Raw genomic sequence first — 23,653 nt, 5'->3', positions numbered from 1 at the left:
TCGCCGACCTCCTACTACAACGCTTTTAGGCAATGTAGACATCAAGCACCTCTCTCGTTGCGATAAGAAGCGCGCCATTCTACTGAATTCGATAAACTGGGTAAAAAAGTTTCCCCGGTTAGTTGAAAACAGTTTCCAGACCCGATTTTAAAACCTTAATATCAGTAGCTTAGCTATCAAAATCAAAGCTTATGCCATCATCCGAGCCATCGAAAAGCGACTCAAGGTCCACTTCGGCATTTGAAGCGTTTCGATCTTGTTGATGCAGATTATACAAACGGGTCAATACGCTGAGACGATGCTGGGAGAAAAGCTGCGCATAGGCAATCGTCAATCCTCCAAGCTGCCTAAGTGCATCCAGCTTATCGGCCGACAGTGCATTCAAGGCTTTTTCATCAATACGATAAAAGCCTTTCAACCCCGGCATATCGTTACCTTCTTGAGACTGCATCTTCACATCCCAAGGTACGATCAAGTTGAAACTGGCCAACATGTCGACGGCTTTTTGAGTGTTTTGCCGCTGCCTTTCCCATTGAGAAAGGAATTGGAAGATTTGACTTAGCGTTTCACTCAACTCTCCAGCCTCATTGAAAAGCGGCTCACCGACACTGCCTTTGCCATCCACGAGCAATCCACTTTGTTCGTCTATACAAAGAACATGCTGGTCGTTAGACCCTTTCTGTAGCAGGAAGGGGTAGGTACGCAGTAACGCAGGCCGATATGCTGCTAACCAACGGCCATCGGAATGAACAAATAAATTCTGCTGATTACTGAGAGAGCAGATAGCCACTAATTCTAACTTACCGGCTCCTGATTGACGAAACCCTACGGGCATAGTTGCTAACGCGGGAGGTAATTCTTGTCCAGCCAGCACGATTGCTTGCTGGTCAACTATAAAATCGTAATTGGCCGCCTTGAGCCAAGCATAATCTTTATGGGAAGAGCGCGAAATCGGTACGAAACGTGACATAAAACCTCTAGAACAAAAAGCGGAATACCAAGCTACAAAGAAACGACACTGTTTAGCACTGAAGGTTCGTGGTGCAAATGATGAATCACAGACAAGAAAAAACCCCCAGCATCGCTGGGGGCTTGTTCGACTATCAAGCAGCTGTTTGCTTATGCAAAGTTAGCGGCATCGAAGTCTTGAGTTGCACCGAAGTCCAGCACGCCCAGCAGCTCAACGTTTACGTCGTTGCTGTTGTTAGCAGAGTTCAGGTGGAACGCCTTGTACTGGCCTTCACCACTACCAGTTGCTTCAACCAGCAGGATGCTGTCAAAGGAAGAGTTTTCACCCAGACCTTCATACACATCTGCAACGTCGCTGGCGCTCAGTGAGCCCCAGGAAACGCCGTCAGCGTAGCTAAAGGAATCAGTTACATTAACGCTACGAGTATCACCTAATGCATCACCAAAGTTGGCAGAGCCGCCCAGGTAGCTGGAGAAGTCCAGAATGTCGTAGCCAGCATCGTAGTTTGCGTCGTCTTCTGAATCGCTGCCTGCGATGAAGTTTACGATGCTGTTACGATCGAAGTTACCTTCAAGAACGATCGTATCGTTGCTGTTCTCGCCAGTGCCCAGAACGATCACATCATTGCCGCTGCCGGCATTGATGGTGTTGTCGCTCTCAACAGCGCTGGAAACGCCAGCAATTTCGCCTACAACGCTATCGGTGGCGTCATCACCCGCACCGTCGGTAGTGTAAATACCCTGAATGGCATCCAGATCATCAGTAGCGCCAGACTCGTCAGCGGCAAGCTGCGGACGACCGCTGCCGTTTGAAGCACCGGCTGCCAAAGGCCCGCGGAATTCAACGGACAGATCGCTCAGGTTATCGGCATCGATCAGTGAAACGATATCAAGGATGTTACCGTTGCCGTCGTTGGCTTCGATCAGGTGCTGAAGAACCGCGTCGTTGTTAACCGCGTCCTTGATAGCCTGGTTGATTTCGAGCGAAGTGGTTTGCGAACCGTTGTGCGGCACGTTTACCCAAGTAGATTCAAAACCTTTGAAGTCAACGCGTACTTGCAGCTTGAACGCATCGAACACCTGCTCAGTGCCGTTGGCGCCAGCAGAAAGACCAGCGTTGCTGTTTGAAATGCCGGTAGGTGCATCACCAGAAGCTGTTGAGTTGAATTCCCAGCGAGTAGCGCGGTCTTCAACCGGAAGACCGTTACTGATGCCGTCAGCTTCGTTTGATAGAAGACCAGAGTTATCAGCGTAGATAACGTCGTTACCGGCGCCAGTGCTGATAGTTGCATCGCCCGCACCCCAGGTACGCACAACGTCGTCGCCATTACCGGTGACGATAGTAACCTGCTCGGCACCGAAGTCCTGGTTCAGCTGCTGGTTGACGCTTTCAACTGCGCGACCAGATGCATCAACGATCAGGGTTTCAACAAAGTTGTTGCCGTTGCCTGCATTGATGTTCAGCAAAGCGTCTTCACGCTGCAGAACGCCTTCTTCAACAATCAGAGAGATCTGGTCGTTGCCGCCAGCAGTCTGGTAGGTGTAGTTGACGTTATCTGTAGCAGGGTTCGCCTGATCGTCCTGCAGGTTCATGTCACGTGCAATGACGTCGTTAGTCAGGTAAGCATTCAGCTTGACTTCACCGTCGAAGTCCTGGGCGTTGACTTTTTCGACGTCAACCAGACCAGCATTGTCTTCAAGGGCAGCCTGACTAAAGGCACTACCGACAATATCACCAATTTCATTAAAGGTCGGAACTACTGCTTGAGTCATCAGCTGAGCGATGTTGAATACGTTCTGATCGCTCTGCTGACCAACGCGGAAGTAGCCGCTGCCGTTCAGGTTAATTTCTTTCAGCGCCTGGGCGCCGGAAATAGTCTGTGACTCAAGACGGGTCAGCCATACGCCGTTTTCAGCGTCGATATTGAACTCTTCAACGCCTTTATCGGTGTTGGATTCACCGGCCAGGTTGATAGAGCCGCCCTGAGAGCCGTAACCAACGTTGTCCAGATCCAGGTTAGTGGAGATCAGGTCACGAATGGACTCAGGCGCTTCGGTAGACAGATCACCGTACAGAGTGAAACCGCCGGTTTCCTGATCGCTGTAGGTGAAAGAACCGTTAGAGATTTCACGGCCTTGCGAGTCAGTCAGGATGATGGTGCTACCTACCGCACCCGGGATCGGTTGACCGCCATCGGTTGCAGTGAAGCTGGAGCCGATTTCGGCAGTGAAGCCCGCTAGATCGCTATCGGCAGCGATGGCTTCACGGATAGCAACCAGCAGCTCAGGATAAGTCTTGGCGTTGAAGATATCGTCGGAGCGCAATACAGTCGCTTCGCCGTCAACCTGGAAGCGAATACCATCGATGGGGAGGTTACCCAGCGGCTGATCGGTACCTGCAGCACGAATATCGAGCAGTTCAATGAACAGCTGAGAGTCAGCGCTACGCGACTCAGAAGTCAGCAGCGGGCTCAGGAACTCGCCAGTGTACTCTTTGCTTGCGCCCAGCTGGTTGGACATATTGAAAGTGTAATCAGCTGAAGTCGTTACAACACGACCAGCTTCGTCCCACTCGGCCTTGCCGATAGAGGTAACGGTCTGCTGCTGGTTACGGACAGCCAGTGAAGGCAGAGCAATCTGAACCAGCTCGCCATCAGTAGTAGTTTCGAACGTACCGAAGATCTCTTCAGCGTTACCAACAGTGCTGGTATTGAAGGTGATGTCGATAGTGTTAGAGGGTGCTTCCGGCTCTGGCTCAGTACCACCTTGAGGGATACCCGCTACCGCCTCGGAAACCTGAGCGGCAGTAACACCCTCTTCATTTACATTGCTTAGGAAATCAGCCGCATATTCTGCAGCATCATTACCTGCATAAGTACCACCAGCTGCTGCAGTGAATGCGTTAGCAGCGTCAACTTTGTTCGTCAGGATGGTAGCGTCTTGGGCATCGTCGTTTGATGCGTTTTCAACGATCGTCAGTGCGATTGTTGCTAGGTCCAGCTCACCGCTTTCTAGCTTCTCCGCGTAGAAAGTCATTCCGCCTTCATCAGCATCGCGGTTGAATGCTTGCTGGTAAATGCTGTTGATCAACTCTTCAGAGCTAAGATCGCCAAAGCGGGCAACATACTCATCTGAGTTGCCGAATACACTTACCACAGCTGCCGCGCCAGAGGCTTCGATTTCATCAGCCCAAAACTCGAGGCCCGCTTTATCGGCCGGACGACCGTAATAGGCTACATAAAGTGTTTGAGCCAGATCTAAATTCTCTTGTGTTGCCATGGGACTATAGTCTCCTTGCTATAAAAAGATACCATCCACATTGAATGGTTCTTAGCGACCTTGAGCGCTCAAGGTAATCATTCCTGTTCCCTCAATGCAATACAGCCGTTAGTTCACATTAGGTGGATAGCTAACAAATCGTATTAACATTACCTAGCTGGAACAGGGCTAATCTAATATCACCTTCGACCATAAGTCAATATTCCTACCACCAACCAATATACTAAACATAATTAATATCAAAAAACAAAGTGTATTAAATTAATTTCACTCAAACACAACTAAAAATCTTTGCCTATATAAAATAAATTACATAAAAATCAATAACTTATTGTAAGAAAATTCGTCAACCAAGACCTACGTTGTAAGATATATCTTACAAATTAATAAGACTTCGTCCATTGACAAACAATAACAAAACAACTAGCAAGCTGTACTTAATGAATATTTCGATGAATTTGCAGCGCAAAAAACACTCCAAATAACTGCTTAAAATTCTTTTTTAAATTTAAAAAATAAGACAAACAAATAATGCTGAATTTTTTATACTGAGCAGAAATGGCGGGTAAAATCCAAGAAAATTGCGCTTTAACCAACCGTTTGCCCCTTGACAGATAGGCGATAGCCTAAGATAACTTTTAGTTATTTATTTTAAAATTCATCATATTTTTATATTTTTTTGATATTGGCTGTTTGAAAATCCATCAAGGCCTGCAAATTTTAAGCTTCATATATACGCTTAGCGTCTATGCATAGAACTATTTTTTCGTTCTCATGCCTCTTGCATAGCCGACTTACCTGATACTTTTAGGGCACACAAGGGGAGGAGATGACCGTTATCCCACTGATGAATTTGATAGAAGCAAAGGATGCTAACGCGCATAAATACTGAAGCCGGATGTCGTGATGCTAACAGCAAGCTCAAATGGGATAAGGTGTCGTAAGTAGCATCGGTTAGCGATAGCACAAAGCCTGAAATACTCACCAAGACCTAACGGGTCAGGTTCGTATCAACGACAAGAAATAAGCCGAACAAGTGCTGGAATACAATGCGCGCGCATCCATTATTTTGAGGCTCGTTCAATGAGCCCCAAAGCAGCAATGAATGCGATTAGAAGAGGGGATCTATAATGCTGGCGCGCGCCGTAATAGGAATATGGCTCACGGCATTCCCGGCTCGCTCTACTATTTAGCCAGCAACCAGGAAAGCGGGAAAATTATCGCCTTTAGCCTTTGTACGCCCACAGGGCCGGTAGGGTGATAAGCGCCATTACCAATTATTACTCTTGGTTCACTAAGCCGTTTTGCTTTCAAACGCGCTCATGAGCTTTTCCACTACCTGGTTCCATGAAATATTATGCTGCTGATAGTGTGTTCGCCCCGCCTGGCCCAGCTGCTGTGTTCGGTTCCGGTCAGCATAAGCAGCATCCATGGCATCAGCCAATGCCTGCGCTTCTGGCGGCACCACCCAGCCTGTGTGGTCTGGTTCAACAAACGCCGTTGGGCCACCGCTATCAGTACAGGTAATTACGGGTTTTGCCGCAAGCATCGCCTCAAGCGTAATATAGCCGTAATCTTCATCGAAGGCAGGGAAAGCCACGGCAAGGCTATGGGCGTATAACGTTCTTTTTTCACTTTCACTACAGTAGCCCAGCAGGCGTACACGGTCCTGTAGACCATACTGTTCAATGAGCGCGGCAAGCGCTGCACGCTGGCTACCCTCGCCAGCTAATAATAGATTCACAGGCGTGCACGTATAGCGCATGGCCTCAATCAGAAGTGTTTGGCGTTTAAGCGGCTCCAAACGGCTAGGATAGAAAATGTATCCCCAATCATCAGTACAGGTAAAGCGCTCGGCCTGATATGGTGGGTGGTATAGCGGCTCGGCACTTAACTGATTGTAGTGCTCCAGTCGTTCGGCTACGCGCGGAGAGTTGGCAAAGCACTTTTTAGCTTTGCTCAGATGATGATTGTCGAAGGCCTCGACCTGGGCCTTTAACTCGGCCAGCTCGGGGCTGGCAGTGGCAGGATCAAATAGCTCATAGCAGGCTCGATGCTGGTGCATTAGCCATACCACATGCTCTGGGTGGGCTACCCCATAGGTAGGAAATTGTAGGCTGATGACGCGATCCACAGAAATATCATTCGGGGTTTGCACGTTAAGCTGCTCAACATAGCGCATTTGCTGGGTAATATGCTGCTCTCCATAATGGAAAGGTAAACGCATCAACTCAGCTTGGTAACCGTGATGACGTAACGCTTCCAACACACCCTGTGAATGATAGTCGGCGCCACCTGCAATAAATGGAGTGTAGTTGGCTGTTAACAATATTTTCATACCGCCACCTTCGAATGGGCCTTAGTACCTACTACTGCATAATCCATAGGCGCGCATAGCATATGGTTAAGACGCTCTGCAGTGGGCGTTTCTGAGGGAATACGGGTTTCTTCGGGTGGTGGGTTGAAGCGCTTTATTTCCACCGGCGTATAACCATGGAACTGGTATAGGAACTCAAGTGTTACAGGAGTCAGCGGATTACGGTGGGTCAAATCGTGATAGAAGCTGTAGCTGGCAACAATAAGATTCTCTGGGTTTGGGGTTTCCAGCACTAAGCTGCCACCGGGTGCCAATACGCGGAAAGCTTCGCCCACAAGTTCAAATAGCACGTTAAACGGCAGGTGCTCAGCAATATGAAAACCGGTTATGAGAGCATGACTATTATCAGGCTGGGCACGTAATGCAGCCAAAGCATCTTGGAGGGTTACGTTAAATCCTTGCTCTTGGCAGTGCGCAACCATCGTAGAGTTTAAATCAATCCCATAGGACTGATAGCCCGCCTGAGTAAGCATACGTAACCATTCACCGCGCCCACAGCCCAAGTCTAATGCTCTATCTCCAGCCTGGCGTGCACTTACCCATACTGAACGATAGCGTTCCAGGTGAGCGCTAATAGCATGCTCTTCACCGCGGAAGGTGTCTTCAAACGCTAGGTAGTAAGCATCCAGCTGAGTGTTGACTGTTGACGGAACCGCTGGCTGAGCATCATTTACTTGAACTGCTATTGACGCAGTATCGTCTGCACCAGCGGGGTTCGTTTGCGCTTGATGGCGACGCAAATATGCCAGCTGTTGCCATACCCCCTGATGCTTGGCATGTTCTTGCTGCTGACGCTGCTGCAGCTGCATTTGGCGCTGGTCAAGCTCCGCCACAGCATCAATTAACAGGTGCTGGCGCATTGCCTGGCTACGCTGTAATGCAATAGCACGACGAAATTCGGCATGATGAGTTAGCCGGCGCTGCCAACGACGCTCCAATTTAGGTAGTAATTTTTGCCAAAGCTGGCTACGCCACTCTACCCGATTAGCTTTTTTATGTATTTTTGCCAGCTGGAGCAAACGTGGAGATATCTGAGTTCCCTGCTCATTTAGATAGTCGCTAACCGGTTCAGTATTGAGCATATTAAGCAGTACAAACAGCCGGCCAAAGTGCTCTGTTTCCTGAAGGTAATAAATTCGTCCTTCAGGGTCGACTTCTCGGCCTAACAAGTGATGGTATAACGCGGTCAAAAAATGCTCGTTATCTTGATCGTAGGCCAGTAGCTCGATAATGCTGGGCGCACCGGGATTCAACAGTACTAGATAGGGAGTATGCTGATATCTTACTTGATGCTTGAGCAGCCGATGACGCCAATCGCCCAGCGGCTCGCCTAACGACTGTGAGATATCTTCACCTTCGACTGCCGCCTGGCGTAGCCGTGCTTCTAGTTCGGCAATATCGCGCTCAGGGACGTTATTCATGGAGTTTCCTTGCATGCACTTGTTAATACGGCAGGCTCACATTTCGATGAATGTGGCGTGAGGGTGTAGGGAAGCTCGCAAATACCCGAGAATGCAGGACCAATGAAGCCGGCCACCTCAAATTGCAAGGCGCCATCTTGCCACCAATAGCAGGCATCAATATGATCTTTACCCGGATGCATCGCTAAGGTGACGGTATACTTGCCTGGCGCTATTAGTGCATGAATAGCAAAGTCGAACGTTCGCACTTCATCTTTATTCATCTGGATAGGGCCATGACGTTCGTAAGTATTAATACCAAAAATATCTTGTCCGAAACGGTCACGTATCAACAGGCCAAGCGCCATATCGTTAACCGCCTGCTGGGCAGTTAACGTAACGCTGAGATGCAGCATTTCGCCACTTGTAATCACTTCAGCCTGACTTAGCTCTCCCTTAGCTTTAGCATGCGTAACAATAACTTGATGTGTACCTGCAACATTAGCGTGGCGGGCCAAATGGCGGTTTTCTTCTTCTTCGGACTGCCTTGCCATGATGTGATTGTAAATATTGACAGCGTCTTCCGGCGAGCCTTGTTTAACAATTTTTCCGCCGTCCAATACAATTGCACGATCACAAAGTATTTTAACAGCGTTGAGATCGTGGGAAACAAACAAGATCGCCCCACCCTGCTGTTTAAACTCACGAATGCGCTGCATACATTTTTGCTGAAAGTAGCCATCGCCTACCGACAGCGCTTCATCTACCAGCAGACAAGCGGGATCGGCATGTATGGCAATAGCAAACCCTAAACGCATAATCATTCCGGACGAATAGGTGCGAAGCGGTTCGTGAATATAATCGCCCAGTTCAGAAAACGCGATAATGGCGTTACGGCGCTGTTCGATTTCGGTGTGAGTCATGCCCAACATCAGGGCATTGGCGGTAATGTTATCGGCACCACTTAGTTCAAGATTAAAGCCAGTTCCAAGTTCCAGCAACCCAGTGACTCGGCCATTAATAGTCATACTGCCACTGTCGGGTATGATTACGCCCGTCAGTAGCTTGAGCAGCGTGGATTTGCCAGCTCCATTTTTACCCAACACGCCGAGCACTTCCCCAGGCGCAACGCTAAAACTGATATCACTTAATGCATGGTAGGCCGTATGGCGATTTTTTCCGGTTAAGGCTTCGCGTAGCCGATCAGCAGGCTTAGAAAAAAGCTTAAACGATTTACTAAGGCCCTCAACGTCAATAGCGGGAGGTTGAGGCGATATCGCATCGCTACTTAATGCTGCAGGATCCAACGCCGAATGAGATGACATAGATGAATTCGATTTCATTGCTGGCCTCCTTATAGCGCGTCGCGCAGATCTTTTTCAGTACGTAAAATTAACCAACGCGCTATAGCTAGCAGTAAAAAGCTGATTAGCATAACGCCAACCAATCCTCCCAGGTCAGGCATACGCTGGTATAAAACCAATTCACGGTATGCGTTAATTATCTGGAAAAGTGGGTTGAGCTGCATCCACGGGAGCACTCTTGCTGGGATAATATCGCTGACGTAAACAATCGGCGTTAGCCAAAACCATACGGGCAACAGCACCGCCACCCCCTCACGCACATCCTTCAGATATACCGCCAATACCGCTAGCACTAATCCTAGGGCATAGGTAAAGACCAATTGCAGAGCAAATATGAGAGGCAAAAATAGCCACCAGATAGTAATAGGAAACGCCACCAATATTAGAAAAATGGCAAAAAACAGCATTCCAATAGCATAAATAACACCTTCAGCCAGTAATACCGAAAACGGCAACAGCGGCAACGAAAGGCGAACTTTAGTTATTAGCCAGGCACGCTCGACAAACAAGTTAGTGATAGTACTGATGCTTTTTGCAAACGCTGTCCAGGCCAGTATGCCGCTGATGAGATAAATGCTGTAAGTGTACTGATCAACTTCGACCCCAAAGCCCTCTAGCCGGGCGCCCATAATGGTCGAGAAAATCAGCACAAACACTAGAATATTGATGAGCGGCGCCAGCATGGTCCACAAACGCCCGAGGATAGAGCCTTTATGTCGGTCGACCAACTCTTGACGAGTCAGTAGCAAAATAAGCGGCAACTGCGCTTTGATTTTGTTAGCCAAATTACCCAGCGTCATAAGGTATCCTTAACCATGGGGGCATACGAATAGGTTCTTGACTGGTCTTCCAGCACGCAGGCAAGCCATGCTTGGGCACTTTGCTGCCAGCTTAAATAAGGCATGTCGGCCGAGGAAGTTATCTGACCTTGCTCCCAGGCAGCCACCCACTCACGGATAGCGGCCGCTAATTGTTCGGCATTGTCAGCATGAAAGTAGCGGGCATATTCACCAGCCACTTCACGAAATACCGCTAAATCACGAGCCAGTATCGCTATTCCGTGGTGCGCCGCTTCAATTAGCGGTAAACCAAACCCTTCGCCTTGAGAAGCGGCTATCAATACATTACTATTTTGATAAAGGGCATTGAGTACTTCATCACTTGCCCCTTGCTCCCAAAACAGCTGCTTGCCAAGTCTCGGGTGCCGCTCGATTCGATTGGCTAGTTTTTCTATTTGCCACCCCTTTTTCCCCACTATCACCAATGTGATGTTTTCTCCGTTAGACCAGCATTGCTCTAACGCATCCAGCACTTGTTGATGGCCTTTACGGGGCTCCACAGTGCCTACCATCAGTAGCGTAGGCGAAGCCTGCTTAACGATCTGTCGGACGCTATTGACGTTGGCGGGCACTTGAGCAGCAGGCAAATTTCCAGGCTTAAAATCAGCGCCTAGATGAAAATGTTTTACCCAAGGACGGTGAGGCAAGCAACCTTTCTGCGCTAGAGCATCTAACTCGGCTTCTACGGTACTCGCGGTATAGCGTGAAACGCAGGTAATACCATCGGCCAAGGGAACGATTGCTTCAAACCATTCACGCATGACGCTGGGTGTTTCCGGTGGAAAACACGCGGGCAGCGAAAGTGGTAGCAAATCGTGTACGGTAAAATAAAAGCGTACGCCTTGCGCGCGCATACGCTGCATAATGTGGCCTGCTTGCTTCAGCAAGGGCGGGGCCCACTCAAGCGTTACGTAGCAATCCCCTGCTCGTGCCTCAATAGGACTATCAGGTCCTGGTGAGGGAATATTTAGCTGCCGACTAGCAAAGCCGCGCGCTAGATAGAAGTCATCGCCCCCCCAACGAATCAACTCTACCCGCCAGCCTTCAGGCGGATGGCGTAATAAATGGTCCGCAATACGTCTCGTTACTCTCTCAATACCGGTTTTCAAGTCTTCCCAGGCGATAGTACTTACGTCTATTAGTAACCTCGGAAGCTGTTCGGACGGTGTAAGATCAGCATCAGACAAAGCTTTACTTAATGCACGGGCGTGTGGCGTATCGTGGGCAGCTAAGGCTTGCTTTAGCGCGGGCATACTAGCCAGCTGGTCCAATAATCCTTCAAAGCGATAACGCATTGAGTGGGCTGGAGCATGAGCAATTGCCTGAGCATACTGTTTTGCAATATGCGCGGGATTAAGTGTTTGATCTACATAATCGCGCCCGAGACGGCTTAGTGCCTGGCGGTTGTCCGGCGAATTGATGAGCGCACGTATTGCATCAAGCAGTTGCTCGCCAGTGAACGTATCCGGTAACAGCTGCAACGCTTGCTTAGGCAGTTCGGCGCTGCTGCCATGCGCATTGGCGATTACCGGTAAGCCGTAGGCCATTGCATCAAAAATAGCCCCGGAGGTCTCGCCTCTTGACTGGGTGCGCAATTGAACTGCTAGATCGGCGGCTGCCAGCCAACGGGTATAAGCCTCCCGATCAGCGTAACCTGTAATAAGAACGGCATGGCCACTTTTATGCTGCTTAATATAGCGAGTAAGCTCACTACCATAGTCACCTCCATGCTGAGCGCCAACCAATACCAACTTAACATTTCGCGTGGCAAGCTCACTTTCCAGAAAGGTTTCGATCAACTTATGAGTAAGCTTTTTGGGGTTAATCCCACCAAAGCTAGCTACAACAGTGGTATTGGCATCCAGCTCTAACGCATGGCGTGCTGATTGCTTATCTGGCCATGGAGGCAATTCACGCAAGTGAGGAATAATATAGGTAGGTTCAAGATTTCCCTTACACCACCGGCTGGCTAAGCTGCGTGCGTGCTCGGAATGATAAATTATACCTCCGGCAAGATCCGTCACTAGGCCGTTAACCGGATAATATTCCGGCCCACGCGAATTTTTATCCGCATGTTCAAGAGCAACCAGCGCCGGATAGCCGTGGTCTGCATAAAGTCTTTTGGGTAGCGCTGCAGGTAGTAAATTACTTTCCTGCAGCCACCAGACAGCGTCGAATAAGTAATAATCATGCAGTACGACCGTACCCGGGTAGCTGCGCAGTAGCGTGAACTGATAGGCATGGTAAAGCGAGTTACCAATTTGATAGAGCGTAAATTCGTACTGCTCGGTTTGCTGGCTAAATGTGGCCGCGTCAATGACCTTAAAGCTCTCGGTAATACTTAACGCTACTGTGGGCTGGTCGACCACCACCGTAATATCAAAATACACTGCAAGATAAGGCAGCAACTCAGCGCTGTAGCAAGCAATTCCAGTAGGTTGAGGCGGCATGGGCGATACAAAGGCAAGCGTGGGGCGCTCACTTAATACTACTTCTTTACATTCGACCTTGCGTGCGGCCGATGCATTGCTTATTTCAATCAACGTGGCAGGCGCGTGCGCTTGAATAGTATGTTCAATGAGCAAGTCAAATAGCGTTACATCATGCTCGTTCAGCGTTTGAGCGGTATCCGGCAGCACGCTATAGCAGTGAGCTTCCGCCACCCCCTGCGCATGTAACATGCGCCGCCACTCGACCAGCTCAAGCTCATTGAAGCCAACCAATAGCACATAGACGTTGCTAAGCGCTTGTGTCTGGCCTTTCAATTGATAAATGAGGCTCTCTCGCCATTGCTGTATCTCAGCTGGCAGGCAGGTTTTACGCTTATCGATAAAATAAAGTGTGGTCATTGACTATCACGCCCCCAGCGCTGCTGGAGCCCATGCGTTATACGCTGTTGATGCTCACCATATCCCTCAATAGGGTTTTCGGCGGTGAAACTGCCGAATCTGCCTGCCTGAAGCAAGCGAATGATGCGCCCTTTTAGATTTGGAAAGGGCGCCAGCACTTTATGCCCAAGACGACGAACACCAGGATAAGCAGCCAGTTCTTTAAGTACATAACGCAGCGTTTTTTTAATCAGCGCTTTGATCACGTTGCTTCTCCTTTGCCAGTGATTGACCATCCTTGTTGAATCGCTTGTCTAACTCATAAGCTAACGCACGCCAAAACTGTTGGTAGCTAAAGGTCTCAGCATGTTGTCGACATGCCTCAGGGGAAAAAGTAAGCATTTCGAAATGTTCGATAGCCGCTTGCAAGCTAACGACAGTTTGCTCATTAAACCAAAGGCCAGTGGCACAAGGATTTGCTGGGTCACCGCGTACAGTTTCGAGCGCACCGCCTTTGCCATAGGCGATGACTGGCGTTCCGCAGGCCTGGGCTTCTAATGGAAGAATGCCGAAATCCTCATTGGCTGCAAATACAAAGCCTTTAGCTTTGGCCATTAGCTGCGTTAACTGAGCATCGGTCTGGTAGCCTAAAAGCTCAATATTGGGACAACCATCTGCCAGTTGAGCCAAATGCACCCCCTCAGGACCATCGCCAACGATTTTTAGTTTACGCTGCGGCATGCCTGCAAAGGCGTTGATAATTAAATCGAGACGCTTGTAAGGCACTAGACGCGACGCTGCCAAATAATAGTCTTCGCGAGGTTGCTTACTGAGCTGGTAGTGCTCTATGTCAACGGGAGGATGAATAACACTTGCTTCACGCCGATAGTACTTAGCGATACGTTTGGCCACATTATGCGAGTTAGCAATAAAGTGGTCGACTTGTGTAGCGCTGAAATAATCCCACTGCCGCAAGCGTTTGAGCGTCGCCCTAACATAGGTTTCCATTAACGGGATACGGAAACTAGCGTCTGCCAGATATGACTCTTTCATATCCCAGGCATAACGCATTGGGGTGTGGCAATAGCAAATATGGGTTTGATCTGGGTGTGTATGAACGCCTTTGGCAACCGCGTGACTTGAGGAAATCACTAAGTCAAAATCACGTAAATCAAACTGCTCAATCGCGTAGGGCATCAGCGGTAAACAATGCCGATAGTAACGCCGCGCCCACGGTAAGCGCTGGAGAAAGCTGGTATGTATGCGTTGCGCTGAGAGCCAAGGAGCGGTCTCTCTAGGCATAAAATTGACAAGCGTAAATAGCTCAGCCTGCGGAAAAGCTTTGATTAGCGCATGAAGCACCTTCTCAGCGCCTCCATTTACCACTAACCAATCATGAACAATAGCAACCCGCTGGGGTCGATAGCGCGCGTGTAATTCAGCGAGAGAATTTCCTAGCGTCATCTTTTAAGACTCGAATAGAGAGCCAACCAAAAGCCTGTTACACCTAATTATTTATAGGCATTACGCAAAAAAGCGCAGAATTATCTAATGAGCTTTTGGCTGGCACTTGTTGCATAAAGCGGCATAGCTTAAAGCAACTGTTCCGCTGGCTCCAGTGAGTCAATCAATCGTAAGTAAAACCACTCACGCAAGCTAACTTTCCTTACTTTTTCAATCGAAATTAACCGCTTACTGACGCCCATAATCGTCGCTATAGCGTACAATATCATCCTCACCAAGGTAGGCGCCGGTTTGCACCTCAATCAGCTTGAGAGGAATGACACCCGGATTTTCCAAGCGGTGAACCGTGCCTAACGGAATATAGGTCGATTGGTCTTCGGCTAGTATAAAACTACGCAAATTGTCAGTATTGCCGTAGCCATCACTTTGGGTAACTTGAGCCGTACCATTAACGACTACCCAGTGTTCGGCACGGTGATGGTGCATTTGTAAGGAGAGTTTACAGCCTGGCTTCACAACGATTTCTTTCACTTGAAAGCTATCGGTTAGCGCCAGCGTTCGATAGTGACCCCAGGGCCTATAAACGCGCCGATGGCTTTGATACTCTTTGCGACCCGCTTTTTTTAGCGCATTGACTATGTGCTTGGTAGCCTGGGCATGCTCTCGACTCGCCACTAGAACGGCATCTTCGGTTTCAATCACAACAAGATTTTCAACACCAACCGTCGCCACTAACCGCGATTCGCTATGCACAAGACTGTTACGTGTATCATGAAGAATGACGTCGCCTCTTAGCGCATTGCCATTGAGACTGGGCTCTGCGGCCAGTTCGTAGAGCGCATCCCATGCACCAATGTCGCTCCAGCCTGGCGACATTGGAACCACTGCTGCTTGATCAGTATGCTCCATCACTGCGTAATCAATCGACTCACTGCGACACCGACTAAAAGCCTCCACATCAACACGAATAAAATCTAGGTCTTCATTACGTTTGGCAAAGGCTTTTTGACACTCCTCTAGAATGTCGCTGGCATGAATCGCTAACGCTTCCAGGTACATTTTTGCTTCAACGAGAAAAATGCCGCTATTCCAGAGGTATTCACCCGTTGCCAGGTACTCTTCAGCTTTGGCAAGGTCCGGCTTCTCAACAAAACTGTCTACGATAAAGCCGGCGGCTAACGGTTGGCCTCGCTTAATATAGCCGTAACCTGTATGGGCAACATTAGGTTCTATACCAAAGGTAACTAGCTTGCCTGAGCTTGCGAGCTCACTGCCATGACCAATGGCTTGAGAAAAGGCCTGGGTATCTTTGATTACATGATCGGCAGGCATAACAAGCAGTTGAGCATCTTCGCGTCCATCCGCAATAGCGGCTAACGCTGCTAGCGCAAGGGCCGGCGCAGTATTACGGCCGCAAGGCTCTAAAATAATACCAACCTTATTAATACCAATCTGCTGCATTTGCTCTGCAACCAGAAAGCGATGCTCTTGGTTACAAACAATTAGAGGGGCCTGTACGTCAACATCGACATCGGACAGTCTGAGTGCAGCCTCTTGAAGCAAGCTGAGTTTTTCATTGTGTAAATTCAAAAACTGCTTTGGGTAGTGCTCACGAGATACCGGCCACAAACGCGAACCAGAACCCCCGGATAAAATAACCGGAATAATCATTCTTCCCCCAGGAGGGCTGCTAGATAAAAACTAATGCTCACCAGCTAGCTGAGCTTTATTTACTGAATACCCAAACGCGCGACAATAAGTAGCTGCTTGCCGCAGCTACTAGTACGGCTGGAATTATCGCTTCAAGACCACTCAATCCTGCCCATAAAGCAGTGATTAATATGCCATTATTCACCAAAAATCCACATAAAGACATCGCCAGAAAACGCAAGAATCGCGCACGCCGCCGGAACGTAAAGTACTGATGCCCTATCAGCGAAGTGGTAAATGCCACACTATAGGCCGCTAAATTGGCCCAAAGTTCGTTCGTTGCTGGCCAAAACTTTAGTAACGCCGCCGCAGTCGCAATATGTACCGCACTGGCTATCAAGCCAACAGCCCCAAAGCGGGCGATTTGCCACAATTCAGCGAACGTCAACATAGTCATCACTAGTGTCAATGACAAAGTAGAGCGGCCTCTGTTTACTTTCAATAAATAATCGACCTACGTATTCTCCTAAAATGCCGATAGATAGCAACTGCATACCACCAAAAAAAAGGATGGCAGACATCAATGAGGCATAGCCAGGGGCATCACGCCCAAAAAATACCACCTGAGCAATAATGACAAGGATATAAAAAAAGGAAATACCCGCGATAAGGGCACCAATATAGGACCAGATTCGTAGAGGTAAAGTGCTGAAGCTGAACACACCGTCTAGTGCAAAATTCCAGAGCCGCCAGTAATTAAACTTAGACTCTCCAGCTATCCGAGCGGGACGACTATAAGGAACGCTTAAGCTTGTGTATCCCACCCATGCGTAAAGGCCTTTCATAAAACGGTTTCTTTCGGGTAATTGACGCAGTGCTTCTATCATACGCCGGTCAATTAGTCGAAAATCACCAGCATTTTCAGGAATCGGAGTGTCCGTGATCCGATTAAAAAGACGGTAGAACCAGCTGGCTGAACGGCGCTTGGCCACCGTATCATCAGGACGCCCAGTACGTACGCCATACACCATATCCACCTGAGCTTCACGCCAGTGATATACAAAGTCCACGATAAGCTCTGGCGGATCTTGTAAATCCACATCGATGGGAACTGCTGCATCACCACGCGCATTTAGCAGCCCAGCTGAAAGCGCTATCTCTTTACCAAAATTACGGCTTAATGCTATGTAGCCCACACGTGGGTCGCTATCAACCACCTGTTTTAGAATTGTAAGCGTTTGATCTGATGAACCATCATCAACAAACAGAATATTCCATTGCCATTTAACGTCTGCCAACACCTGGTGTACGTGCTCGACAAACAGTTTGATCGTTTGTTCTTCATTAAACACCGGGACGACAAGCGCTATTTCAGTTTGGGCAATATCCGTTAGCGTGTTTTTTTTCACAATTCACTCTCGCTAAGCACGTTCTGATCACTCTGTGTATGGCTTCGCCCATCCGCCTGTTGACTTACCCCAAAGAGACTGCGGTGCCAAGCAATGGCGACGTCTTGATGCCACTTACATAGCCAACCTTGTAGCGCGCAGGCTTGCTGCCCTAATTCGTTATCGGTAATCAAATAGGTATTATCTGGAGAAAGCTGCCCTTGTTCGAGCGCCTGACGATGCGGCGTCGTCACGCGCTCAATTGATGCTTCATTAGCGCGCGCCAAATACGCGACATTCACCGAAATATCATGCTCTGCAGCGATCCATAAATAGGGCCTTAATGGGCCAAAATCTTTTGCAGGAAATACCACAAAGTGGCGACTCTTTTCCCAGACAGGTGCCAAGGCACTATCTCTTAGCACGCTGTAAGGAAGCGGCTCCTGGTGGCTTATGGATACGCGGCTTGCCACCGTGTCGCGTATAAACCCATACCATTCACGCAAATCCTCTCGCTGAACCAACACAGCAAGGGCTAACAAAGGCAGCCAAATAAACGCCTTTAACCGCTGCGTTACTATTACTAAGACGGTAACAATCAGGACATATTGCAACGGCCAAACCATGCGTCCGCTTGAACGCAGGTAATCTCGAAATGGAATGAATAAAATATCATAATGAAGTAATATCCCCCTCTCGCCAAATGCTACCTGCCCGGCTAATGCAAATAGAAATAAGCCTATTGATGCAAAAATGGCGGGGACCCAATCAGGCTTCTGCACGCCGCCCTGAAGCGGTCTTCCTGCTAGCTGGCTCCTCCCCGTCGGGCTTTTGATATATAACACAGCCGCAACGCTACAAAGCAGTAAGAGGCCCGCTCCCATGTAAGCCATGCCCTCATACTGACCCTCAATAGCAGGCGTCCAACCGGAGAAAAGTGATGACATTGAGGTAAAATTGTCGTCAAAGAACCATGCTGAAGAGCTGGGGTTCAAGAAGGTCAATAGCTCTGCAGAGTAATAACCGTATCCTCCCGACGCACCACTCTGTCCGCCCAAATAAAAATATCCCACACTCCACATGCACAATAAAACTATCAATGGGGTAATTATCGCACTTCCCCACACTATAACATTTCCCTTTACTAGCTCCTTCAAGCTGCCACTATGCTGCCATAACCAACCAACCTGTCTCAGCCACCACGCCGTCCAAAATACCCCTACCATAAAAAACAGATAAAAATGCGTTAAGACAGCAACTAGCAATAATGCCAGCCAATTCAGCGCCGAACAAAGTGTTGTATGTCTTATCAGCAATGTATATTCCAGCGCGAGAAAAATCAGCCAATGGGCCGTTAGCGCTTCATGACCATGAATCCCTAATCCCCTGGAGGTTACAATGGGCAGGCTGCCCATCAGAATCGCCCCTATCACTGCAGCTACAGCAGGTACATTGAGCTTTATGAGCAAACGGCATGCGAAATAACCGTTTAAAAGATAATTAATAAGTAGCGCTAAGCCCAAGTATTGAAATGATGCTGGTAACCAACTATTAATTAACTTTAAGGGTATCGCATAAAGTGGAATTGAGTCTGTGTAAACAATACTGGTTGTCAGATCCGTTGCCAGTGTATTGACGGCGCCCAACGGCCATCCCCATCCCTCTTGGCGATAAAAGTGCCAGCCGATAAAATGCTGAAAAGAATCACCTTCACGTAACAACCAGTGCGTACTGCGAGGATCAATCATGCCATTGTATAGATACCAGGCGAGCCCTCCTAGCAATACTCCAGCGACGATCGCAGGCAAACACTCAGGTACATGTACCGAGCGTTTCCAAGTCATCCTTTTCATATATTTCCTTAAGCGCTTGTCTTTTCAGGGCTGCTGATTCACAAAGCCGCACACCACAGTCATTGCTAAAATTTTGAGATCAAACCCCAGCGACCAATTTTCAATATAATATAAGTCGTACTCAACGCGCTTTTCCATGAGCTTGACATCATCAGTAATGCCCCTTAGGCCATTCACCTGTGCCCAGCCTGTCATACCGGGCTTGACGCGATGCCTTTGCATGTAGATATCGATATGATCTTTATAATGATCGTTATGATCCATGGCGTGAGGCCTTGGCCCTACCAGCGACATGCGTCCTTGAAGAACATTGTATAGCTGGGGCAGCTCATCCAGGCTAGTGCGGCGTAAAAAACGGCCAATAGAGGTAATACGCTCATCAAATTGTGAAGCCTGCTTGGTTACCGAACTTTCATGAAGGTGCATCGTTCTAAATTTATAGATTCTGAAACGCTTGCCATCTAAGCCATGGCGTTCTTGCTTAAAAAGGATAGGTCCTCCCATACTCCAGCGAATGGCAATCGCCACGGCCAGCATCACAGGGCTAAACATGATAAATAACGCAAGCCCCAGCACGCGATCCTCCAGCGCTTTGATAAGCCGCATAGGGCCATTTAAAGGCGTATAATTAAGCTCTAACGAATAAAGGCCGGCGACTTGAGTTATTCGGTGATTCAACAATCGAATATCAGGTAAATCCGGAAAAAACCGTATGCTGGCGGGGATCCCGGCAAGCAGCCGCATCAGATGGCGTACACGGTTGCCTTGAACCAGCGGATACCCTAGCCAGATTTCATCAAAATCACGCTGAAAGATATTAGCTTTAGCAAACCCTGCCATCTTATGAAAAAAAGTAGTGTCATCTTCGTCAATAAAGTGCCCTACCACGACATAACCTGCATGAGGCGTTTCAACGATCTTCTCTTCTAGCAGTGCGATATTGTCTTTCTTGCCCACTAACAATACGCGCTTAAGGTTGTGACCTTTGGCACGCAGACGTTTGAGATAGCCGTAAAGCAAGGTGCGCATTAAGCTGCCTATGGTGAGCACCGCCAGAGCTGAAACGCCCATCCACAAACGAGAGAAACTTTGCGTTTCTTGAATAGCCACTAATAACAGGCTAAGTAGCCCCAACGTGGCTGTCCAGGCGGCAAGGTAAATACCCAGCATGTTGTACAGACTGCGACCGCGCCACGGCTGATAGAGCCCTATCAGCTCCCCAACCGCGGGTAGCAATAAGCTGCCAATCAAGATCAGAAAGAGGTAGTCGTTGCTTTCTACAACAATGTGCGGCATTAGCCATAGCACGAAAAGAGAAACACCTATGGCTATACCTGCGTCAAAGCAGCGCATGGCACGCCGCAACCATTCATTGCTTTGACTTGTTTTTATAACGGCCATAGTTGCTGACTACCGGGCTACCTGCACTGACGTGGACATCGAGGCCAGTAGCGCCATGATGCGATCTAAGTCTTCACTCGCTAAACTACCTACGGCGCTATGCAGTGCCAACATATCCAGGGCGTAGTTGCCCACCGTATCGACATACTGAATACGCTGATCGTAAAAACTGGCGCGAGCATCAAGCACATCCACTAAATCACGCAGGCCTAACTGCTCGCCACGCTCTGCTGCCTCAAGAAACAGTTGGCCTGAAGCAATTGCTTGGTTTAAAGCCTCTAGACGACGCTGTCCACCGTTTAGTGCTCGGATACGGCGACGGACTTCCTGCATGGCCAGATTACGCTCGTTATCGACCGTCGCTTGCCCTGCCTCAATACGCTTTTCACCCTGGCGCACGCTGGCATTGGTATAACCGCCGCGATAAATAGGTACACTAAGTTCGACACCTGCACGGTAGTCTTCACTTTCGCGTAGAATATCATCACTACTGCGGTCGGAATAGCTGAGGTTCAGGTTAAGCTCTGGGTAATAGCCTGCGCGCCTTACACCAGTATCCGCTTGGGCAATTTTTTGCTGCTCAGTTGCCAGCAGGACGCTCAAGCTTTGCCCTGTACGTGCTAACCAGTGCTCGACCTCACCAATCTCGTCATCTAGCGTTACGCTGGATAATTCACCCGGAGAGCCGCTTTTAAAAGTGGGCATCACCCCGGTCAGGCGCTCTAACTCACTAAGTGCATTGTCCAGTTCGTTTTCTGCTTCTACGGCGTCTGAAACAGCCTGATCATAACGGGATTGAGCTTCGAGCAGATCAACGCGGTTTCCCACGCCCAGATCAAAAGCGCGACTTGCCTGGCGCACCTGCAAATCAAGCGATTCCTGTTGGGCTTCCAGCAAGCCTGAACGCTGAGCCGCCAGATAAGCTTTTATGTACGCTTCGCTGACTTGCATCGCAAGCTCTTGCTCGATCACAGCTAACTGAAGCTCAGCGGCACTTACCTGAGCGCCAGCAACATCGACGCTACGCCAACGTTCAAGACTAAAGAGCGGCTGCTGGAGCTGGATTTGCCAGTACGTTTCGTCTATTTCACCAGGTCGCTGGGTGTTACCAAACTGGTCGATCTCTTCAACGGTTTGAATATTGGTCGAGTCTTGCCATAGGTATCCGCCCGTAGCGGTCACCTGGGGCAGCAGCCGTGAGCGTGCCATGGGAATTTCTTCGCGCGTGGCTTCAAGCTCAAACCGCTGGCGTGACAGATCCGAATCGTGTTCCAAGGCACGAACGAACAGGCCCGGCAAAGAAGGCAGCGTTCCGGGCTCGCCGGCGGCATCGGTCAGCGCTTCAAATTCGTTCAACGACTGCTGATCAACCGGCACATCATTTTGCGAGAATGCAGCATGGCTGAATAAAGCAACCGCAATGGTCAGCGCACTCAAGGTAAAGCGTGGCGTCCGTGTCATTAGTCCTCCCGGATAGCGCGAGCCAGCATATCGGTAACAGGCTTGGCGATGTAGCTGGCGAAGGTGCGCTCCCCAGTGCGAATCATTACTTCCGCTGGCATACCCGACAGCAACTGCATTTGTTCGGTCATATCTTCGCGCCCAGATTCCGTAACGCGAATGCGCGTCTTGTAATAGCGCTGGCCGGTTGCTTCATCTTCAAAGCTATCGGCACTAATATGGATAATTTCGCCATCGATGATATTCGTCAGGCGCTGGTTGAACGCGGAGAAACGAATTTCGGCGAGCTGGCCCAAAAACAGGTTATCGATATCGCGCGTGGGCACGCGGGCTTCGACCACGAACCCGTCATTGGAAGGTACAACGTCCATGATGGGGTCGCCTGGGCGAATCACCGCGCCAACGGTATGCACCTGCTGGCCAACGATGGTGCCAGAGACAGGCGCGCTTACCACGGTCCGATTCACTTGATCGGTTAACGACGTGATACGCTCTTCCGCCTCGGCTATTTGCGACTGAGCGTTGCGCAGCTGCTCCCCTACTTCTGCCTGAAACTCTTGCTGGGTCGTTTCTTTTTGCATGCGGTTTTCGCTTATCTGCGAACGCAGCTGGGCCATATTGGCCTGGAACTCGGCATTGTCACCTTCGTATTGCAAAACTTGACGTTCCAGCTCGCGCAGCCGCTGGTTATCCCCCAGCCCTTCACGGTAGAGCGAACGGAAGTCTTCGGCTTCAGAGCGCAGCGAGCTGATGCGCTGGTTATTGACCCGAGTGCGGGACTCCAGACCATCAATCTGCTCTTGCATCTGTACAATCTGCTCGTCCATTGCTTCTAAGGTGCTTTGCAGTGATTGACGGCGGGCTTGAAAAAGGCCTTGCTGTACGGCACTCACCTGCTGAACACGCTCGTTATCTACAGAGCTGAGCTCTTCGGGCATTTCTAGCAACTCAGCCCCTTGCTGTTCTGCCAGCAAACGCGCTTCCATTGCCCGGTTGATGTAATACTGAGACTGGGCAATTTCCAGCTGCGAACGCACTTGGGTGTCGCTCAGTACCACCAGCGGCTGGCCGGCTTCTACCTGGTCACCGTCAGAGACCAATAGTTCGCGCACGATACCGCCTTCAAGGTGCTGGACGGTGCGCTTGAAGGACTCCATCGATACATTGCCTGGTGCGACAACGGCCACCGCCAAAGAGGCGGTCACCGACCATAATATGAAGCCGCCTAGTGCAATAATTAAAATCGCGTACCCCAGCTTGCGATAGCCCTTATCGCTGGTGGGCAACACTTCCTGGGCCTCACCATCAATAGTGGCCGGTCCCTGAGGGGTTACATCAATTTCGTTTTTCGCAGGAAGTTGATCTTTATGCTTGCTCATA

16 protein-coding genes are annotated in these 23,653 nt (G+C 49.3%); all 16 read right to left on the bottom strand.

From position 1 onward, the window contains the following. Positions 1 to 169: 169 nt before the first annotated feature. Positions 170 to 970 (bottom strand): SapC family protein, encoded by an 801-nt coding sequence (locus ACT3R7_RS14195; protein ID WP_496199251.1) that lies wholly within the window; start codon positions 968 to 970, stop codon positions 170 to 172. 149 nt (positions 971 to 1,119) lie between these two features. Beyond that, positions 1,120 to 4,248 carry a DUF4214 domain-containing protein gene (locus ACT3R7_RS14190; RefSeq protein WP_496199250.1) on the bottom strand — a complete coding sequence of 1,043 codons (3,129 nt, stop codon included), beginning with the start codon at positions 4,246 to 4,248 and terminating at the stop codon, positions 1,120 to 1,122. A 1,294-nt stretch (positions 4,249 to 5,542) separates the two neighbouring features. Beyond that, a complete protein-coding gene (locus tag ACT3R7_RS14185) occupies positions 5,543 to 6,586 on the bottom strand; it encodes a glycosyltransferase family 4 protein (protein WP_496199249.1) in 1,044 nt (347 codons plus the stop codon). Further along, entirely contained in the window at positions 6,583 to 8,046 is a 1,464-nt protein-coding gene (locus ACT3R7_RS14180) for a class I SAM-dependent methyltransferase (protein ID WP_496199248.1), read from the bottom strand. The genes ACT3R7_RS14185 and ACT3R7_RS14180 overlap by 4 nt, the downstream gene beginning before the upstream one ends. Next, the gene (locus ACT3R7_RS14175) at positions 8,043 to 9,368 is read right to left on the bottom strand and encodes an ABC transporter ATP-binding protein (RefSeq protein WP_417420253.1); all 1,326 of its coding nucleotides are present in this window, start codon (positions 9,366 to 9,368) and stop codon (positions 8,043 to 8,045) included. Before ACT3R7_RS14175 ends, ACT3R7_RS14180 begins: the two co-directional genes overlap by 4 nt. Before the next feature lie 11 nt (positions 9,369 to 9,379). Next, complete coding sequence (locus ACT3R7_RS14170) at positions 9,380 to 10,189, bottom strand: ABC transporter permease (RefSeq protein ID WP_496199247.1); 810 nt, start codon at positions 10,187 to 10,189, stop codon at positions 9,380 to 9,382. After that, a complete protein-coding gene (locus ACT3R7_RS14165) occupies positions 10,186 to 13,077 on the bottom strand; it encodes a glycosyltransferase (RefSeq protein ID WP_417420249.1) in 2,892 nt (963 codons plus the stop codon). Before ACT3R7_RS14165 ends, ACT3R7_RS14170 begins: the two co-directional genes overlap by 4 nt. Further along, positions 13,074 to 13,322 (bottom strand): hypothetical protein, encoded by a 249-nt coding sequence (locus tag ACT3R7_RS14160; protein ID WP_417420247.1) that lies wholly within the window; start codon positions 13,320 to 13,322, stop codon positions 13,074 to 13,076. The genes ACT3R7_RS14165 and ACT3R7_RS14160 overlap by 4 nt, the downstream gene beginning before the upstream one ends. After that, positions 13,303 to 14,520, bottom strand: coding sequence for a glycosyltransferase (locus ACT3R7_RS14155; protein WP_417420246.1), 1,218 nt, complete (start codon positions 14,518 to 14,520; stop codon positions 13,303 to 13,305). Before ACT3R7_RS14155 ends, ACT3R7_RS14160 begins: the two co-directional genes overlap by 20 nt. A 228-nt stretch (positions 14,521 to 14,748) precedes the next feature. Further along, positions 14,749 to 16,191: a mannose-1-phosphate guanylyltransferase/mannose-6-phosphate isomerase gene (locus ACT3R7_RS14150; protein ID WP_417420244.1), complete on the bottom strand. Its 1,443-nt coding sequence runs from the start codon at positions 16,189 to 16,191 to the stop codon at positions 14,749 to 14,751. Between the two features lie 55 nt (positions 16,192 to 16,246). Continuing rightward, positions 16,247 to 16,621 (bottom strand): GtrA family protein, encoded by a 375-nt coding sequence (locus ACT3R7_RS14145; RefSeq protein WP_417420242.1) that lies wholly within the window; start codon positions 16,619 to 16,621, stop codon positions 16,247 to 16,249. Next, positions 16,605 to 17,579 (bottom strand): glycosyltransferase family 2 protein, encoded by a 975-nt coding sequence (locus tag ACT3R7_RS14140; protein WP_417420240.1) that lies wholly within the window; start codon positions 17,577 to 17,579, stop codon positions 16,605 to 16,607. The genes ACT3R7_RS14145 and ACT3R7_RS14140 overlap by 17 nt, the downstream gene beginning before the upstream one ends. After that, positions 17,576 to 19,411: a DUF6311 domain-containing protein gene (locus ACT3R7_RS14135; RefSeq protein WP_417420238.1), complete on the bottom strand. Its 1,836-nt coding sequence runs from the start codon at positions 19,409 to 19,411 to the stop codon at positions 17,576 to 17,578. The genes ACT3R7_RS14140 and ACT3R7_RS14135 overlap by 4 nt, the downstream gene beginning before the upstream one ends. A gap of 24 nt (positions 19,412 to 19,435) precedes the next feature. Further along, positions 19,436 to 20,764 carry an undecaprenyl-phosphate glucose phosphotransferase gene (locus tag ACT3R7_RS14130; RefSeq protein WP_417420236.1) on the bottom strand — a complete coding sequence of 443 codons (1,329 nt, stop codon included), beginning with the start codon at positions 20,762 to 20,764 and terminating at the stop codon, positions 19,436 to 19,438. A 57-nt stretch (positions 20,765 to 20,821) separates the two neighbouring features. Next, positions 20,822 to 22,273 (bottom strand): TolC family outer membrane protein, encoded by a 1,452-nt coding sequence (locus ACT3R7_RS14125; RefSeq protein ID WP_417420234.1) that lies wholly within the window; start codon positions 22,271 to 22,273, stop codon positions 20,822 to 20,824. After that, complete coding sequence (locus ACT3R7_RS14120) at positions 22,273 to 23,652, bottom strand: HlyD family type I secretion periplasmic adaptor subunit (protein WP_417420232.1); 1,380 nt, start codon at positions 23,650 to 23,652, stop codon at positions 22,273 to 22,275. Before ACT3R7_RS14120 ends, ACT3R7_RS14125 begins: the two co-directional genes overlap by 1 nt. Position 23,653 lies beyond the last annotated feature (1 nt).

The organism is Halomonas sp. AOP43-A1-21, assembly GCF_052376775.1.
Classification (GTDB): Bacteria; Pseudomonadota; Gammaproteobacteria; order Pseudomonadales; family Halomonadaceae; genus Vreelandella; species Vreelandella colorata.
Note: the sequence above shows the minus strand (reverse complement) of the source record. Positions and strands in the feature narration are given on the sequence as shown.

Coding starts and splice junctions, on each gene's coding strand:
- ACT3R7_RS14195 (WP_496199251.1), bottom strand. CDS start 970: ATGTCACGTTTCGTACCGATTTCGCGCTCTTCCCATAAAGATTATGCT.
- ACT3R7_RS14190 (WP_496199250.1), bottom strand. CDS start 4,248: ATGGCAACACAAGAGAATTTAGATCTGGCTCAAACACTTTATGTAGCC.
- ACT3R7_RS14185 (WP_496199249.1), bottom strand. CDS start 6,586: ATGAAAATATTGTTAACAGCCAACTACACTCCATTTATTGCAGGTGGC.
- ACT3R7_RS14180 (WP_496199248.1), bottom strand. CDS start 8,046: ATGAATAACGTCCCTGAGCGCGATATTGCCGAACTAGAAGCACGGCTA.
- ACT3R7_RS14175 (WP_417420253.1), bottom strand. CDS start 9,368: ATGAAATCGAATTCATCTATGTCATCTCATTCGGCGTTGGATCCTGCA.
- ACT3R7_RS14170 (WP_496199247.1), bottom strand. CDS start 10,189: ATGACGCTGGGTAATTTGGCTAACAAAATCAAAGCGCAGTTGCCGCTT.
- ACT3R7_RS14165 (WP_417420249.1), bottom strand. CDS start 13,077: ATGACCACACTTTATTTTATCGATAAGCGTAAAACCTGCCTGCCAGCT.
- ACT3R7_RS14155 (WP_417420246.1), bottom strand. CDS start 14,520: ATGACGCTAGGAAATTCTCTCGCTGAATTACACGCGCGCTATCGACCC.
- ACT3R7_RS14150 (WP_417420244.1), bottom strand. CDS start 16,191: ATGATTATTCCGGTTATTTTATCCGGGGGTTCTGGTTCGCGTTTGTGG.
- ACT3R7_RS14145 (WP_417420242.1), bottom strand. CDS start 16,621: ATGTTGACGTTCGCTGAATTGTGGCAAATCGCCCGCTTTGGGGCTGTT.
- ACT3R7_RS14135 (WP_417420238.1), bottom strand. CDS start 19,411: ATGAAAAGGATGACTTGGAAACGCTCGGTACATGTACCTGAGTGTTTG.
- ACT3R7_RS14130 (WP_417420236.1), bottom strand. CDS start 20,764: ATGCGCTGCTTTGACGCAGGTATAGCCATAGGTGTTTCTCTTTTCGTG.
- ACT3R7_RS14125 (WP_417420234.1), bottom strand. CDS start 22,273: ATGACACGGACGCCACGCTTTACCTTGAGTGCGCTGACCATTGCGGTT.
- ACT3R7_RS14120 (WP_417420232.1), bottom strand. CDS start 23,652: ATGAGCAAGCATAAAGATCAACTTCCTGCGAAAAACGAAATTGATGTA.